Origin of the sequence: Chromobacterium phragmitis (assembly GCF_003325475.1) — a bacterium.
In the GTDB taxonomy this organism is placed as follows: Bacteria; Pseudomonadota; Gammaproteobacteria; order Burkholderiales; family Chromobacteriaceae; genus Chromobacterium; species Chromobacterium phragmitis.
This window is the reverse complement of the sequence record NZ_CP029495.1, coordinates 2,622,933-2,638,701: the sequence shown is the minus strand read 5'-3', so window position 1 is coordinate 2,638,701 and position 15,769 is coordinate 2,622,933. Positions and strand designations below refer to the sequence as shown.

Annotated in this window: 15 protein-coding genes and 3 tRNA genes; 13 read left to right on the top strand and 5 right to left on the bottom strand. The window is 63.4% G+C overall.

What is annotated here, in order from left to right; translation table 11 throughout:
• Positions 1-508 precede the first annotated feature (508 nt).
• The 4 genes from DK842_RS12640 to DK842_RS12625 form a co-directional block, all read right to left on the bottom strand.
• A tRNA-Glu gene (locus DK842_RS12640) sits at positions 509-583 on the bottom strand.
• Positions 584-587: 4 nt separating this feature from the next.
• Positions 588-664, bottom strand: a tRNA-Arg gene (locus DK842_RS12635).
• A gap of 6 nt (positions 665-670) precedes the next feature.
• Positions 671-764 (bottom strand) — tRNA-Ser (locus DK842_RS12630).
• 62 nt (positions 765-826) lie between these two features.
• Entirely contained in the window at positions 827-2,053 is a 1,227-nt protein-coding gene (locus DK842_RS12625; protein WP_114061765.1) for an aspartate kinase, read from the bottom strand.
• Between the two features lie 196 nt (positions 2,054-2,249).
• Between DK842_RS12625 and DK842_RS12620 the strand changes: the two genes are divergently transcribed.
• The 10 genes from DK842_RS12620 (at position 2,250) to DK842_RS12575 (ending at position 12,835) form a co-directional block, all read left to right on the top strand.
• Entirely contained in the window at positions 2,250-3,179 is a 930-nt protein-coding gene (locus DK842_RS12620; RefSeq protein WP_114061764.1) for a transcriptional regulator, read from the top strand.
• 18 nt (positions 3,180-3,197) lie between these two features.
• On the top strand, positions 3,198-3,566 hold the full coding sequence (locus DK842_RS12615; protein ID WP_114061763.1) for a response regulator: 369 nt from the start codon (positions 3,198-3,200) through the stop codon (positions 3,564-3,566).
• Between the two features lie 27 nt (positions 3,567-3,593).
• Positions 3,594-3,890: an STAS domain-containing protein gene (locus DK842_RS12610; protein ID WP_114061762.1), complete on the top strand. Its 297-nt coding sequence runs from the start codon at positions 3,594-3,596 to the stop codon at positions 3,888-3,890.
• Positions 3,880-6,078 carry a chemotaxis protein CheA gene (locus tag DK842_RS12605; protein WP_114061761.1) on the top strand — a complete coding sequence of 733 codons (2,199 nt, stop codon included), beginning with the start codon at positions 3,880-3,882 and terminating at the stop codon, positions 6,076-6,078. The genes DK842_RS12610 and DK842_RS12605 overlap by 11 nt, the downstream gene beginning before the upstream one ends.
• The gene (locus DK842_RS23270) at positions 6,075-7,676 is read left to right on the top strand and encodes a methyl-accepting chemotaxis protein (RefSeq protein WP_232538469.1); all 1,602 of its coding nucleotides are present in this window, start codon (positions 6,075-6,077) and stop codon (positions 7,674-7,676) included. Before DK842_RS12605 ends, DK842_RS23270 begins: the two co-directional genes overlap by 4 nt.
• A gap of 18 nt (positions 7,677-7,694) precedes the next feature.
• Positions 7,695-8,240 (top strand): chemotaxis protein CheW, encoded by a 546-nt coding sequence (locus DK842_RS12595; RefSeq protein WP_114061760.1) that lies wholly within the window; start codon positions 7,695-7,697, stop codon positions 8,238-8,240.
• Positions 8,241-8,277: 37 nt separating this feature from the next.
• On the top strand, positions 8,278-9,894 hold the full coding sequence (locus DK842_RS23265) for a methyl-accepting chemotaxis protein (RefSeq protein ID WP_198414532.1): 1,617 nt from the start codon (positions 8,278-8,280) through the stop codon (positions 9,892-9,894).
• Positions 9,895-9,967: 73 nt separating this feature from the next.
• Positions 9,968-10,549: a chemotaxis protein CheD gene (locus DK842_RS12585; protein ID WP_114063724.1), complete on the top strand. Its 582-nt coding sequence runs from the start codon at positions 9,968-9,970 to the stop codon at positions 10,547-10,549.
• Positions 10,546-11,622, top strand: coding sequence for a protein-glutamate methylesterase/protein-glutamine glutaminase (locus DK842_RS12580; RefSeq protein WP_114061759.1), 1,077 nt, complete (start codon positions 10,546-10,548; stop codon positions 11,620-11,622). The genes DK842_RS12585 and DK842_RS12580 overlap by 4 nt, the downstream gene beginning before the upstream one ends.
• 19 nt (positions 11,623-11,641) lie before the next feature.
• Positions 11,642-12,835, top strand: a complete 1,194-nt coding sequence (locus DK842_RS12575) for an EAL domain-containing response regulator (protein ID WP_114061758.1) — start codon at positions 11,642-11,644, stop codon at positions 12,833-12,835.
• A gap of 7 nt (positions 12,836-12,842) precedes the next feature.
• Here DK842_RS12575 and DK842_RS12570 read toward each other — a convergent pair whose 3' ends face one another.
• The gene (locus DK842_RS12570) at positions 12,843-13,832 is read right to left on the bottom strand and encodes a serine/threonine protein kinase (RefSeq protein WP_114061757.1); all 990 of its coding nucleotides are present in this window, start codon (positions 13,830-13,832) and stop codon (positions 12,843-12,845) included.
• 107 nt (positions 13,833-13,939) lie between these two features.
• Here DK842_RS12570 and DK842_RS23450 point away from each other — a divergent pair, with 107 nt between their 5' ends.
• The 3 genes from DK842_RS23450 to DK842_RS12560 all read left to right on the top strand — a co-directional run bounded on the left by DK842_RS23450 (position 13,940) and on the right by DK842_RS12560 (position 15,668).
• Positions 13,940-14,086 carry a hypothetical protein gene (locus tag DK842_RS23450; RefSeq protein WP_168194881.1) on the top strand — a complete coding sequence of 49 codons (147 nt, stop codon included), beginning with the start codon at positions 13,940-13,942 and terminating at the stop codon, positions 14,084-14,086.
• Positions 14,087-14,348: 262 nt separating this feature from the next.
• Positions 14,349-15,287, top strand: a complete 939-nt coding sequence (locus tag DK842_RS12565; protein ID WP_114061756.1) for a cation diffusion facilitator family transporter — start codon at positions 14,349-14,351, stop codon at positions 15,285-15,287.
• A gap of 99 nt (positions 15,288-15,386) precedes the next feature.
• Entirely contained in the window at positions 15,387-15,668 is a 282-nt protein-coding gene (locus tag DK842_RS12560; protein ID WP_114061755.1) for a hypothetical protein, read from the top strand.
• Positions 15,669-15,769 lie beyond the last annotated feature (101 nt).

The window sequence follows — 15,769 nt, the reverse complement described above, 5'->3', positions numbered from 1 at the left end:
GAAAAAGCCTCGTATGAAAATACGAGGCTTTTTTCTTTCCCCTCGCCGCCGCACCCCACCTCAGAATGACAGACTCGCCGCGCACTCCACGCTCAAACAAATCCCCACGCCAACCCACACCCATCTCAAATCCAACGCCACCACCGGCAATGACAACACCCGCCCCACAAAACCGAAACAACCACCCCGAAGAGCATCGTAAGCCGACCCAAATCCGCCACTACGCAAAGAATGACACCAAGCAGCCACGCCAAATCCCACCGGACGACAGCAACCGACACCCGACGACCAAAACACAAGCAAGCACAAACAACAGACCCGCGCTCTCACCCCAAAAGAAATCAGCGGCGCGCAACAATCACCCGCCGCATAGCCGCCAAACCAGGCTGGAACCGAATCAAAAGTCCGACACCACCAGCACAAGATAAAATGCCGAAACCGCAATGCCAATGTCATTGATCTGGATAAAAAAAACCTCGTATTTTCATACGAGGCTTTTTCTGAATCCTGGCGTCCCCACGGGGAATCGAACCCCGGCCACCGCCGTGAAAGGGCGGTGTTCTAACCGCTAAACTATAGGGACGTCTTGGTGCACCCGGAGCGATTCGAACGCCCGACCCTCTGGTTCGTAGCCAGATACTCTATCCAACTGAGCTACGGGTGCGGCATCTGGCGGAGAAAGAGGGATTCGAACCCTCGATACAGGTTTAAGCCCGTATGCTTCCTTAGCAGGGAAGTGCCTTCGACCACTCGGCCATTTCTCCGTTCAGAGAGCGCCATATTAATTATGGGCTCTTCTTCTGTCAAGCATTCAGCGCAAAAATATTTACGCCGCCTGATCCAAACCGAAAGCCTTATGCAAAACGCGAACCGCCAGCTCCAGGTATTTCTCGTCCAGCAGCACCGACACCTTGATTTCCGAGGTGGAAATCATCTGGATATTGATGCCTTCCTCCGCCAACGTGCGGAACATGGTGGAGGCGATGCCGCAGTGCGAGCGCATGCCCACGCCGACGATGGAGATTTTGGCCACCTTGTCATCGGCATCGATCTTGGCGGCGCCGATATGGGTCTGCACTTCTCGCAGGATGGTCAAGGCGCGGTTGAATTCGCCGCGCGGCACGGTGAACGAGAAATCGGTGGTGCCGTTCTCGCCGACGTTCTGGATGATCATGTCCACTTCGATGTTGGCATCGGCGATCGGACCCAGGATCTGGTAGGCGATGCCCGGCTTGTCCGGCACGCCCTTGACATTGATGCGGGCTTCGTTGCGATCGAACGCGATGCCTGCCACTACCGCCTTTTCCATGCTTTCATCTTCCTCAAACGTAATCAGGGTGCCCTCGCCTTCATCCTCGAAGCTGGAGAGCACGCGCAAGCGCACCTTGTACTTGCCGGCGAACTCCACCGAGCGGATCTGCAATACCTTGGAGCCCAGAGACGCCATTTCGATCATCTCTTCGAAGGTCACCGTCTTCAGCCGGCGCGCTTCGGGCACCACCCGCGGATCGGTGGTATAGACGCCGTCCACATCGGTGTAGATCTGGCACTCGTCCGCCTTCAGCGCGGCGGCCAGCGCCACCGCCGAAGTGTCCGAACCGCCGCGGCCCAGCGTGGTGATGTTGCCTTCCTCATCCATGCCCTGGAAGCCGGCGACGATGACCACTCGGCCCTCCTTCAGATCACCGCGCATCGCTTCGTCGTCTATAGATTGGATGCGGGCCTTGGTGTGGGCCTGATCGGTCACCACCCTCACCTGCCAGCCGCAATAGCTCTTGGCCGGCACGCCGATTTCTTTCAACGCCATCGCCAGCAGGCCGATGGTGACTTGCTCGCCGGTGGAGACCACCACGTCCAGCTCGCGCGGATCGGGGTAATCCTGGATATCCTTGGCCAGGGCTATCAGGCGATTGGTTTCTCCGCTCATCGCGGAGACCACCACCACCACATCATGTCCCTGAGCCTTCCACTTGGCGACGCGGCGGGCCACATTCTTGATACGCTCGGTCGTCCCTACCGAGGTGCCGCCGTACTTCTGTACGATGAGTGCCATACGTGCTTCTTGTATTGAGAAAGGTTGAAATATCGAGCTTCGATTCTGAACACAGAATGTCGATAAATGCAAGACGGAAATCCGCCGCCCAACCGGGCAAGCGCGGTTTAAGACAATTGACTGCCTGTTTGCATCCCTACATCGCAGCGGCTACAAACAGTAGGAAGAATACGCATCCGACCGACGAGACCCTTGCATGATCGCCCCTGTTCAACCCTGGCGCTGGATCCGGCTGCAAATCGGCCTGGCCGTCAACGGGGGTATCCAGTACGCGCTGCTGGTCAACCACCCCTCGTTCTGGCCCGCGCTGGGCCTGACCTCGCTGTTGATCGCGATCCTTCTGCTGTGGCCTGTCCCTGTCTCGACCTCTCTTCCTTCCGACACTCCCAACGGCCCTGCCGGCGCCGACTACTGGCGCGGCTACGCCAGCCACGTATACGCGCTGCTGCCGTTGTGGGCCGGCCATATCGCGCTCAGCCGGGAGCAGATAGATGAAGCCGCCGCCCACCTGACTCAACGCTTCGACAGCATGCTGCGCCAGTTGGGCCACCAGCCGGCGCAGGACGACAGCCCCTATCCGCTGAGCTCGGCGGAGAACAGGCTGAATGACACGCTGAACGCGCTGCAACAGCCGGCCGCGCTGCAGCGCAAGCTATCGGACACGCTGCAGCAGCTGCGCCACTCCAGCCTGCGGCTGGAAGCCTTGTCCCAGGCCAGCGGAGACGCGCCGCTGGCCGAGCAGGTGATGGAGCAGTCCCGCCTGCTGGCGCAGCAGCTCCAAAGCCTGGACCAGGAAATCGGCGCCAGCTGCCATGCTTGTCATCTGGGAGCCCCGGCGGGCCAAACCGGTTTCGACCTGGCCGCCACCGTGGAAGACGTGCTGACCAATTTGCAGTTTCAAGACCGGGTCAGCCAGATACTGTCCCACGTCCAGAACGACATCTGGCAGTTGGAAGCCGCGCTGCACGAGGCGCTCCACAGCGAGGGCGAACTGCCTTCGCCGCCGGACACCGATGCTTGGCTCACCGCGCTGAAAAACAGCTACACCACCCACGAGCAACGCGCGCTGCATAACCGGGACGGCGGAGACAAGGCGCCCGGCCCCAGCGATATCACTTTTTTCTGAATGACGGAGTAGTCGCAGATGGGCAAAACGATATTGATCGTCGACGACTCCACCACCTTGCGACAGGTGGTGCGCATGACGCTGGCCGGTGCCGGCTACGACGTGCTGGAGGCGGGAAACGGCAAGGAGGCGCTGGACATCCTGGACGGCCGCAAGATCCACCTGATCATCTCGGACGTCAACATGCCGCAGATGGACGGCATCAGCCTGCTGAAAAACATCAAGCAGCTGCCGCATTACAAATTCACCCCAGTCATCATGCTCACCACCGAGTCGGCGGAAGAGAAAAAAAGGGAAGGCAAGGAGGCCGGCGCCAAGGCATGGGTGGTCAAGCCTTTTCAGCCCCCGGTGCTGCTGACCGCGGTGTCCAAATTGATCCTGCCCTGAAACGGCGCAACGAGCCAAGGAGCCGACATGGCGCTATCAATGGTCGCCGGCCATGAACAAACCATCTACCAGTCCGCGCAATGGCGGGCCGAGCTGGACATCGCGCTGCAGGGCGGCGAAGACATTTTGCTTGACCTATCGGCCATAGAAGAGATCGACTGCGCCGGCGCCCAAGTGCTGCTGTGGTTGCAACGCGAGGCCGCCAGACTGGAGCGAAAGGTGGATCTGCTTGAGCCCAGCAAGGCGCTGGAAGACTTCCTCCTCCTGATGGGACTGGAGCGGGAGCTGGCGTTCAAGCGCGGCGGAGACGGCGATGGATCTTGAACAGGCGCTGCAAACCTTTCTGGAGGAGTCCCGCGAGCTGCTGGACGAGATGGAAAGCATTCTCTTGGACGTGGAGGCGGAGCAAACCAGCGCCGAGCAATTAAACGCGCTGTTCAGGACGATGCATACGATTAAGGGCTCGGCCGGCCTGTTCGGCCTGGAGACCATCGTCAGCTTCGCCCATCAGGCAGAAAACCTGCTCGACCAGCTGCGCGACGGCAAACTGGCCCTGGACGACGAACTCGTGGGCTTGCTGCTGCGCTGCCACGACCATGTCAAACTCCTGATCCAGGCCTTGACCGCCAACGAGGCGCTGGAGCCGCTGCGGGACGAGGCGCTGGAGGCCGCGCTCTTGGGCTACCTGGCGGTGCCGCAAGCGATGCAGCCGGAACGGCATCACGAAGATCCCAAACCCGCCGCGTCGCAGCGGGAGCGATGGCTGCTGTCGCTGCGCTTCGGACCCGATGTGCTGCGCAGCGGCCTGGATCCCTCGTCCTTCATCCGCTACCTCGCCACGCTGGGCGAGGTGGAGCAAATCCATGCGATCAGTTGCCGCCTGCCCGCAGGCGCGGACTTCGACGCGGAAGGCAACTACCTGCGTTTCGAATTGCTGTACCAGTCCGACATCGACGAGCAATCGCTGAGCGAAGTGTTCGAGTTCGTGCGCGAGGATAGCGAGCTGTTCATCTGGCCATTGAAAATCGCCGCCGCCCACCTGCACGAAGCCTGCGCCAGCGCGACGCCGGACGAGGCGGCCGAAGTGGAGCGCGCCTGGCATCAGATGGGGGCGCTGGGGCAGGCCTTTCCGCTGGAAAACCCCGCTGCCGCCCCAGATCCCTTGCTGGAACACCCGCTAGCGACGCCAGACGATGAGCCGTCCCTGGCCAAGCCCTCCCCGGCCGGCCGCGCCGACATCCAGGCGGAGCCGGCTCCGGCCGCTGACGCCCGAGGCGGGCGCGGCGGCGAAAGCCGCTTCATCAAGGTGGAGGCCGGCAAGCTGGACAGCCTGATCAATCTGATCGGCGAGCTGGTGATCGCCGGCGCGGCGGCCAATCTGATCGCCCGCCGCTCGCAGCAGACGCAGTTGGTGGAGGCCACGCTCAGCATCGCCAACCTGATCGAGCAGATTCGCGCCGGCACCCTGTCGATGCGCATGGTGCAGATAGGCGAAATTTTCCATCGTTTCCCTCGCGTGGTCCGAGACGTGTCGCGCGAGCTGGGCAAGGAAATCCAGCTGCGCATCGTCGGCGCGGAAACCGAGCTGGACAAGTCGATGGTGGAGAAGCTGGGCGACCCGCTGCTGCACATCGTGCGCAACGCGATCGATCACGGCATCGAGCCGACCTCGGTCCGAGTGGCCGGCGGCAAGCCCGCCCAAGGCAATCTGTGGCTCAACGCCTACCATGAATCCGGCAGCGTGGTGATCGAGGTGGCCGACGACGGCGGCGGCCTCAGCAGGGAGCGCATCCTGGCCAAGGCGCGTCAACGCGGCCTGCTGGGCGAGGACGAGGAGCCGCCAGACAGCGCGGTGTTCCAGCAGATTTTCGAAGCCGGCTTCTCCACCGCCGAGCAGGTGACCAATCTATCCGGCCGCGGCGTGGGCATGGACGTGGTCAAACGAGGCATCGAACAGCTGCACGGCAATATCGAAATCGACAGCGAGGCCGGGCGCGGCACCACCTTCCGCATCCGCCTGCCGCTGACGCTGGCCATCATAGACGGCTTCCTGGTCGAAGTGGCCGGCTCCACCTTCGTGCTGCCGCTGGAAACCGTGATCGAATGCATCGAGCTGCCGTCCGGACTGCCTGAAAACGGCGTCCACGATTGCATCAATCTGCGCGGCGAACTGCTGCCGCTGCTGCATCTGGACCATTTTTTCGAGCTGACGCCCACGGCTGCGGCGCGCCGCAACGTGGTAGTGTCCCAATATGGCGATCGCAAGGCCGGTCTGGTGGTGGACGCGCTGCAGGGCGAGTTCCAGACCGTGATCAAGCCATTGGGCACGCTGTTCAGCACACTGAAGGCGATCAGCGGCTCCACCATCCTCGGCACAGGCGAGGTCGCGCTGATCCTGGATGTTCCCGCCCTGATCCAACACGCATGCCGCAAGGAATCGGAACGGTTCGCGCTGCCGCCGCGCGCCGATGCCGCCCGCCCCGGCTCGCCACTGCAAGGAAGCACGCCATGACGACATTGCAAGGCATGCGCATTTCCACCAAGCAGGCGCTCAGCTACGGCGCCGTCATCGCCTTGTTGCTGCTGTGCGCGGGAAGCGCCCTGCGCGGCTTCGCCGACATCAGCGTCGTCATTCACGACATCACGCGCGTCAACAACGTGGAAACCCGGCTGGCGCACCTGCTGTTGGAGCAAAATCAGCAAATCCGCATCGACATCCGCAACAGCCTGCTGGCCGACTCTCCTGGAGAAACCGCACGCGCAGGACAGGCGCTGCAGGAGTCGCTGCGCCGCTATCAGGACACCGAGCAGCAATTGGCGCAAATGTTCCAGCGCGAACCCAGCACCCTGCCCAGAGAGCGGGAAATGATGAGCGCCATCCAAAACGCCAGCCGCGACGCGCACCAAAGCTATCGACAGGCGCTGGACCTGGCGGTGCAGCAGCGCGGCAAGGACGCGGCCGCCCTGCTCAACGCGGGCAAGGGCGCCCGGCTGAACGACAGCGTGGCCGAACTGGCCGCCTTCGAGGAACAATTCAACGAAGAGCTGGCGCGACAGGCGGAAGACAACACCCAATCCAGCCGCAACCGGATGGTGCTGCTGGCCATCGTCGCCGTCGCCGCCAGCCTGCTGATCGCAGTGCTGATCCGCCGCGACCTGCTGCGCACGCTGGGCGGCGAACCGCAACAGGTGGCGGAACTGATGCGCCAGGTAGCCGGCGGCAATCTGCACTGCCAGATCCCCCTGCGCGCCGGCGACCAACACAGTCTGGCAGCCTCCATCATGCAAACGGTGCAGACGCTGGGCGCGATCATAGGCGAAGTCAAGAGTGGTTCGGAGAACCTGTCCGTCGCCGCGCAGCACATCCACTCCACCTCGCAGATGCTGGCGCAGTCGGCCAGCCAGCAGGCATCCGGCCTGGAGGAAACCTCCGCCTCGGTCCTGCAGATGTCCAACTCGATCAACCAGACCACCGACAACGCGCGCCTGACCGAGAGCATGGCGGAAAAAGCGTCCAGCGAGGCCGCCGAGGGCGGCGCTGCGGTTCAGCAAACCGTGCGGGCGATGCGGGAAATCGCCGACAAGATCGGCATCGTCGACGACATCGCCTACCAGACCAATCTGCTGGCGTTGAACGCCGCCATCGAAGCCGCCCGCGCCGGAGAGCACGGCAAGGGCTTCGCGGTGGTGGCCGCCGAGGTGCGCAAGCTGGCCGAGCGCAGCCAGGTGGCGGCGCAGGAGATCGGCACGCTGGCCGCGGACAGCGTCAACATCGTCGACAGCGCCGGCGGCCTGCTGGAGGAAATCGTCCGCTCCAGCCGCCGCACCTCGGACCTGGTGCAGGAGATCGCCGCGGCCTCCAAGGAGCAATCCGGCGGCGTCGGCCAGATCAGCATGGCGGTGCAGCAGCTGAACCAGACCACCCAGCAGAACGCCAGCGCCAGCGAAGAATTGGCCGCCACCGCGGAGGAGATGAACCGCCAGGCGGAAAATCTGCATGACCTGATCGGATTTTTCCATCTGGGCTCGCTGCACGCCGCCCATTCCGCCGCGCACAGCCATCAACCCGCGCCGGCGTCGACCGACGACCACGGCTACGCCCAATTCTGAAGCAAGGAAGACAAGACCATGGCCGCACTCAACATACTCCGCCGCAACGAAGCCGCCCCGGAGCCCGGGGAGCAGGCCGAGATCCGGCAATTCCTCACCTTTCAGCTGGCTGGGGAAACCTTCGCCATCGGCATTCTGCGCATCCGGGAAATCCTGGAATACGTCAAACCCACCTCGGTGCCGCTGATGCCTCCCTTTATCCGCGGCGTGATGAACCTGCGCGGCGCGGTAGTGCCGGTGATAGATCTCTCGCTGCGCTTCGGCCGCGAGGAAACCGGCATCAACCGCCGCACTTGCATCGTCATCATCGAAATCGAGCACGAGGAGCTGTGGCAATTGATAGGCGTGCTGGTGGACACCGTGCATGAAGTGCTTGCCATTCCCGACAGCGAAATCGAACCGCCTCCTCAGTTCGGCAGCAAGATACGCGTGGACTTCATTTCAGGCATGGCCAAGGTGGATAACCGCTTCGTGGTGCTGCTGGACGTGGACAAGGTGCTGTCGGTGGGAGAGATGTCGCTGCTGTCTGAACTGAGTCTGCAAGAAGAGGCTCAGCAGGAATGAGACGCCGCCCCGCCAACCCGAAACGCTTGGAAACCAGATGAAGAACTTCACCGTCCGTCGGCAGTTCATGTTGTTGACCGCCTGCGTGCTGCTGGGCTTGGGAGGCCTGACGCTCACCGCCTGGCAAGGCTTGCGCACCGTGATGATCAACGGCGCCATGTACCACCAGGTGGTGATCGGCAAAGACTTCATCAACGATCTCGATCCACCTACCCAACAACTGATCTCCAGCTACCTGATCGTCAACCAGCTGCGCAACACCAACGACGCCTCCGTCCGCCAGCGCCTGGTGGATCAATTGCAGAAGCAGCGGGCCATTTTCTATGACGGCCAGAAAAAATGGAGCGCCAGCGAACTGCCGCCAGACATGCGCGCGATGCTGACCCAGAAAGTGAAGCAAGCGGCCGATGCTTTTTTCCAGGAGGTGGACAGCCATTACCTGCCGGCGCTGGAGGCGCACGACCAGCTCGCCATCAATCAATCGTTCGACCGCCTGTCCACACAGTACGACCTCAACGACCTGGCGATGCAGCCCCTGATCGCCAAAACCGCCGAGATGCAGAAGCAGATGGAGGGAGAAGCCGATCGCATCACCGGTCAGACCTTCGCGCGGGTCGCCTCGGTCAGCGCATTGGTGCTGGTGCTGCTGGTCGGCTCGCTGATCCTGATCTACCGCAAGTTGATCCGCGGCCTGGGCGGCGAACCCCAGGATGTGGCCCGCATCACCCGCGAAGTATCGGAAGGCAGGCTGGACGTCGATATGCCCCCCGCGCCGGCCGGCAGCCTGTCTGACTCCGTGCTGCAGATGTGCAAGCAGCTGCGCGCCATCATCGCCGAAGTGAAAGGCTGCTCCGACGGCATCACCATAGCCGCCCAGCAGATCAGTTCCACCTCGATGGACCTGTCCCAGGCGGCAAGCAGTTCGGCGGCCGGCCTGCAGCAGAGTTCCGCGTCGATCGAGCAGGTTTCGGCGTCGATCAACCAGACCAGCGACAACTCGCGCACCACAGAAACCATCGCAGAAAAAGCCTCCGACGAAGCCACTGAAGGCGGCCAGTCCGTGCAACAGACCGTGCTGGCGATGCGGCAGATCGCCGAGAAGATAGGCATCATCGACGACATCGCCTACCAAACCAACCTGCTGGCGCTGAACGCCGCCATTGAAGCCGCGCGCGCGGGCAAGCACGGCGCCGGATTCGCCGTGGTGGCCGCCGAGGTGCGCAAACTGGCCGAGCGCAGCCAGGTGGCAGCCCAGGAAATCGGCGAGCTGGCGGAACATAGCGTCACCGTCGCCGAACAGGCAGGCCGGCTGTTGAAAGAAATCGTGCGCTCCAGCGGCCGCACCTCGGACCTGGTTCAGGAAATCGCCGCAGCCACCCGCGAGCAAGCGGGCGGCATCGGCCAGATCAACAAGGCCATCCAGCATCTGAATCACTCCACCCAGCAGAACGCGGCAGCCAGCGAGCAACTGGCGTCCACCGCCGAAGAGATGACGCACCAGGCCATGAGGCTGCAGCAGGCGATGCGTTTCTTCCAGTTGAGCGCCGCCGCGCCGCCGCGCCCACCGCGCGAATCCGCGCCGCCGATGGAGGGAAAAGAAGCCGCCGCTCCCGATGACGAATACGACGAACTGGAAGACATGTTCCGCTTCTGACAACGCGCTGTACTAGATTGAAACCATGACGACAACAATGGCCACTCCGGCCGCATACGGAAAGACCCGCGCCATGCCGCATACCCCGCCGGTACGCCCGGCGGCCATCGCCGACCACCGCGTACAGCCCGCTCTGCCGGCAGAACCCGGCGGCGAGGCCGTGTTCCTGCATCCGGGAGAATGGCATTTCGGCGATAGTCAGACTCGCATCCGCACCCTGCTGGGCTCCTGCGTCTCCATCACGCTATGGCATCCGCAGGCCAGAGTGGGCGGCATGTGCCACTACTTGCTGGCGCAGCGCCCGCCCCATCGCGGAGAGGCGCTGTCCGGCCGCTACGGCGACGAAGCGATGCTGCTGCTGCTGCGGGAGATCCTGGCCACCGGCCTGCCGCTGCAGGAGTTTCAGGCCCGGCTGATAGGCGGCGCGTCGATGCTGCTCAGCCGGGAGCGCAAGCTGAGCCACGACGTGCCCGCCCGCAACATCCAGCAGGCGCGCGCGCTGGTCAAGCAACTGGGCCTGAAGCTGCAGGCCGAAGACCTGGGCGGCAACAGCCCGCGTCTGGTGCTGTTCGACATCGCCAGCGGCCATGTCTGGGTCAAGCAGTCGCAGGAGTCGGAGCTGGAACAGGCACACAACACAAGGACGCGCAAATGAGCATCAAGGTTCTGATCGTCGACGACTCCGCCGTGGTAAGGCAAGTGCTGAGCCAGGTTTTCACCACCGCCACCGGCATCGAAGTGATGGACGTCGCCAACGACCCCTACATGGCGATGGACAAGATGAAGATCCAGTGGCCGGACGTCATCGTGCTGGACGTGGAGATGCCGCGCATGGACGGGATCACCTTCCTCAAGCAGTTGATGGCCAGCCGGCCCACGCCGGTGGTGATCTGCTCGTCTCTGACGCAGAAAGGCACCGACATCAGCATGCAGGCGCTGGCAGCAGGCGCGGTGGAGGTGATCGCCAAGCCGGTTTCCGGCGTCAAGGGCTTTCTGGAGGAAAGCTCGCACCAACTGGTGATGGCGGTGCGCAGCGCCGCCGCCGCGCGGATGAACCGGGTAAGGGTGATGCCGTCGGCCAGCGGCGCAGGCAATCCGCTGGAAACCCGCCCCAAACTGTCCGCCGACGCCATCCTGTCCGCGCCGACCGGCAGCAATGTGTTCGCCACCACCGAACGCATCATCGCGCTCGGCACCTCCACCGGCGGCACCCAGGCGCTGGAGGTGGTGCTGACCCAATTGCCGCGCACCTGTCCCGGCCTCGCCATCGTCCAGCACATGCCGGAGAAATTCACCCGCTCCTTCGCTGACCGCCTGAACAGCTTGTCGCAGATCGAAGTGAAGGAGGCGGAAAACGGCGACCGCATTCTGCCCGGACGCGCGCTGATCGCGCCGGGCGGCAAACACATGATGGTGAAGCGCAGCGGCGCCTACTACCAGGTGGAGGTGGTCGACGGGCCGCTGGTCAGCCGCCACAAGCCCTCGGTGGACGTGTTGTTCCGTTCGGCGGCCAAGTTCGCCGGCAAGAACGCGCTGGGCATCATCATGACCGGCATGGGTGACGACGGCGCCAAGGGCTTGAAGGAAATGCACGACTGCGGCGCCAAGACCATCGCCCAAGACGAGGAGAGCTGCGTGGTGTTCGGCATGCCCAAGGAAGCGATCAAGCTGGGCGCGGCCGACGAGGTGATGCCGCTGGACATGATAGCCAAGGCCATCTGCCGCTGAACGGAAACGGACCCGCCTCATGGACATCCACGACATTCTGATCATCGACGACAGCCGGGTGCAGCGCCAGCACGCGATGGATCTGTGCCGCCAGTTGGGCATCGCCAGCGTCCGCGAGGCGCCGGATGGCGAGCGCGGCCTCACATTGATGCGGGTACAGCTGCCGGACTTGCTGTTGCTGGACCTGGAGATGCCGCGCCAGGACGGCGTGCAGGTGATGCAGGAGATGGCGCGCTCCGGCCTGTCCGCCCCGGTGATCATCACATCCAGCAAGGACTACCTGCTGATCTCCACCGTGGAGCTGATGGGGCGCGAGCTAGGCCTGCCGGTGCTGGGCTGCCTGCAAAAGCCGCTGCAGCTGCAGCCCTTGCTGGACCTGATGCACCGCGTATGGACGCCCAAGGCCGAGCGCCAGAACGACTCCTTGCTGCAGCCGCAGGAGGTGCGCGGCGCGCTGGAGAATGGCCAGATCATCCCCTACTATCAGCCCAAGGTGAACTTGGCCGATGGCCGGGTCAAGGGCGCCGAGATGCTTGCCCGCTGGCAGCATCCCGATCAGGGGCTGATTCCGCCCAGCCGCTTCATCCCGGTGATAGAAGACAACGGCTGGGCCACCGAGCTGACCATGCTGATGCTGCGCCAGGGCCTGACCCAATGGCAGGAATGGGCGCGCCACGGGCTGCGGCTGCCGCTATCGGTCAACCTGTCCGCGCTGTCGCTGCGCGGCGACGAGCTGGTGGATGAAATCGAATGCTATATGCGCGGCAGCCATGTGCCGGCCCGCTTCATCATCTTCGAAGTGACGGAAACCGCCATCGTCGACAATCTGGCCCAGGCGATAGGCTGCGCCGCCCGATTGCGGCTGGCGGGGCTGGGCCTGTCCATCGACGACTTCGGCACCGGCTTCGCCACCCTGCAGCAGCTAACCCGCTTCCCCTTCACCGAACTGAAAATCGACCAATCGCTGGTCACCGGCATTTCCGACAAGCCCCACCTGCAGGCCGTCTTCAACAGCATCATCGAAATGGCCCGCCGCCTGCAACTGTCCACCGTAGCCGAAGGCATAGAAACCGCCGAAGACTACCGGCTGATGGCGGAACGAGGCTGCCAGCTGGGACAGGGCTACTACTTCGCCCGGCCGCTGCCCGCCTCCGCCTTTCTGGAATGGACGCGACAGCCGCCGGTGCTGCCCACCGCCGGCGCGGCGAACTGAATCCCGTTCAGCACGACCACAGCGGCGGTTCGTCCATCAGGGCGATCTGCTCCCGCAATGCCAGGATTTGCTCTTCCCAGTAGCGCGGCGCGCCGAACCAAGGAAAGGCCGCCGGGAACGCCGGATCATGCCAGCGCCGCGCCAGCCACGCGCTGTAATGCAGCAGCCTCAGCGTGCGCAGCGCTTCCAGCAAATTCAACTCCCGCATATCGAATTCGCGGAAGTCCTCGTAGCCGGCCAGCACCTCGCCCAACTGGCGCGATTGCTCGGCGCGATCGCCGGACAGCAGCATCCACAGGTCCTGCACCGCCGGACCCATGCGGCTGTCGTCAAAATCGACGAAATGCGGTCCGGCGTCGGTCCACAACAGGTTGCCGACATGACAATCTCCATGCAGCCGGATCGACGTCGCGCCGCCTGCGCGCTCGAAACATCGCGCCACGCCCAGCAGAGCCTGCTCGGCCACCCCTCGGTAAACTTCCTTCAACTCCGACGGCAGCCAGTCGCCCGCCAACAAGAAGTCCAGCGGCTCGCGACCGAAAGTCTGCGGGTCCAGCGCCGGGCGATGGATATAATCCGCCGTCCCGCCCAGCGCATGGATGCGCCCTAGAAAGCGCCCCACCCATTGCAACGTGTCGTCGCGGTCCAGTTCAGGAGCACGGCCGCCCCTGCGCTCGAACAGCGCGAAGCGGAAACCGCCATGCGCATGCAGCGTTTGGCCGGCGAAAACCAGCGGCGGCACTGCCGGAATCTCGCGCTCGGCCAGTTGCAGCGAAAATATGTGCTCTTCCAGAATGGCCTCGTCGCTCCAGCGCTGCGGACGGTAAAACTTGGCCACCAGCGGCGGCGCCTCGTCCATCCCCACCTGATAGACGCGGTTTTCATAGCTGTTGAGCGCCAGCAAGCTGCCGCTGGCTCGCAAGCCCAGGCTTTCCACGGCGTCGAGAATGGCATCCGGAGTCAGGCCGGCAAACGGGAGAGAGTGTGTGTTGTCCATCCAAGGATTATACCGGCAGTCGCGCCTGGTCCGCGGGGATTCGGCGGTTAGCTCCCGAATCTGCGCCCCCTCAAGCGAAGCGTCGCGGCAAGGAGAGCCGCCAGCCCATGATTCACGAGGTCGATCCGGACCACGCCATGCTGCGGCAGGGCAGCAAACGCCGTATCGCCCACGCCTTTGAGGGCTTGCCTGCGACTGCTTGCATGCCGACGCCCGGCGACAATTCTGGTGGCGTTGGCGTTGCCATCAGTTAACAGACAGACCGCCGCGGAGTGGAAGCGCCGTGCCGACACGGCCGGCCTATCCGCCATACCTGGCATCGCATCGCTTCCAGCCCAATGCGAAGTGGCGTCTCAAACTCAACCGCGCCACCCAGCTGTCTACTAAACCATTTGATACACATGGTTTCTGCAGCTCATTCTCGTTTTCATTATCATTTAGTTTTTAAATCAAAAATTAATGACCAATAGCAAAAACAATGCGAAAATATATTTATCCACAGCTTTGCGAAACGTCATGAGCCACGTCCATACCCACCTCAGCGAAGAAGTCGACAGCATCGAACGCCAGCGAGCCGCCCGCAGCAGCACGCTGGTCAGCGTCGCCGTCAACCTGCTGCTTTCGATGTTGCAGGTGGGCGCTGGCGTCTGGTCGCATTCGTCGGCGCTGATCGCAGACGGCGTGCATTCGCTGTCCGACTTGTTCGCCGACTTCGTGGTGCTGTTGGCCGGGCGCCACAGCGGCAAAGCGCCGGACAACGATCACCACTACGGCCACCAGCGCTACGAAAACGCGGCTTCGCTGGTGCTCGGCCTGCTGCTGCTGATCGTGGGCGGCGGCATGCTGTATTCCGCCGCCGGGAAATTCCTGCATCCCGAGGACATCCCGTCAGTGCACTCGCTGGCGCTCTGGGTGGCCGCTCTGGCGCTGCTGGCCAAGGAAACCCTGTTCCGCTACATGCTGGCGGTGGCGAAACGGGTGCGTTCCGGCATGCTGGTGGCCAACGCTTGGCACGCGCGCTCCGATGCCGCGTCTTCGCTGGTGGTGGCGATTGGCGTCGCCGGCAATCTGATGGGCTACCCGATACTCGACCCAATGGCCGCGTTGGTGGTGGGACTGCTGGTAGGCAAGATGGGCTGGAGCTTCGCCTGGGACGCGCTGCATGATCTGATGGACCGCGCCGCCAGCGACGAAGACATCGCCGTCATCCGCGAGGCTCTGCTGACCACGCCCGGCATCGCCGGCATTCACGATTTGCGCACCCGCAAAATGGGCGACATGATTCTGGTCGACGTGCATCTGGAAGTGGACGGAAGCATCAATGTGTTCCAGGCGCACGAGATCGCCGAGCAAGCGCGCGGCCGGGTGCTGGTTGCGCTCCCGGTGCTGGACGTCATGACCCACATAGATCCCGCAGGCCTGGAAGAGCCGCGCCGGCTGCCGGGCGCAGCCTGAATTGACCGCGCCGGCCAATCACGAACTTCCAATCGTCATATCGTGTTAATATCGTCCGCTTGGCAACTTTCTGCCGTTACGGGCAGTCTATCCCCCATCATGACGACATCTGCCGCATATTCCTGGCGCCGCGGCCTGCCCGCGCTGCTGATGCTGAGCCTGCTCTGGCAATTTGAAACCTACGCGGTCAACCATGCGCCGCCGACGACAGAGCAGCCGCCGCTGACCACAACCTGGAGCGAATCCTGGCCCGCCGACACGCCTTTCCTGCTGGTGCAGGAAGTGCGCGACCAATTCCGCCACGCCGACGCCAAGCGCGATGCCGGCACCCCGGTTCGCGACTTGGCCGCGCTGCCCTTGCGCCCTGACGACAACGTTTGAGGCGGGCCGCCATGACCGCAACGTCCGCACCCGCTGGCGATTCGATGCGTCAATCGCGGAACAATGCGAGCTGGCGGATACCGCGCATGCCGTCCGGCAAC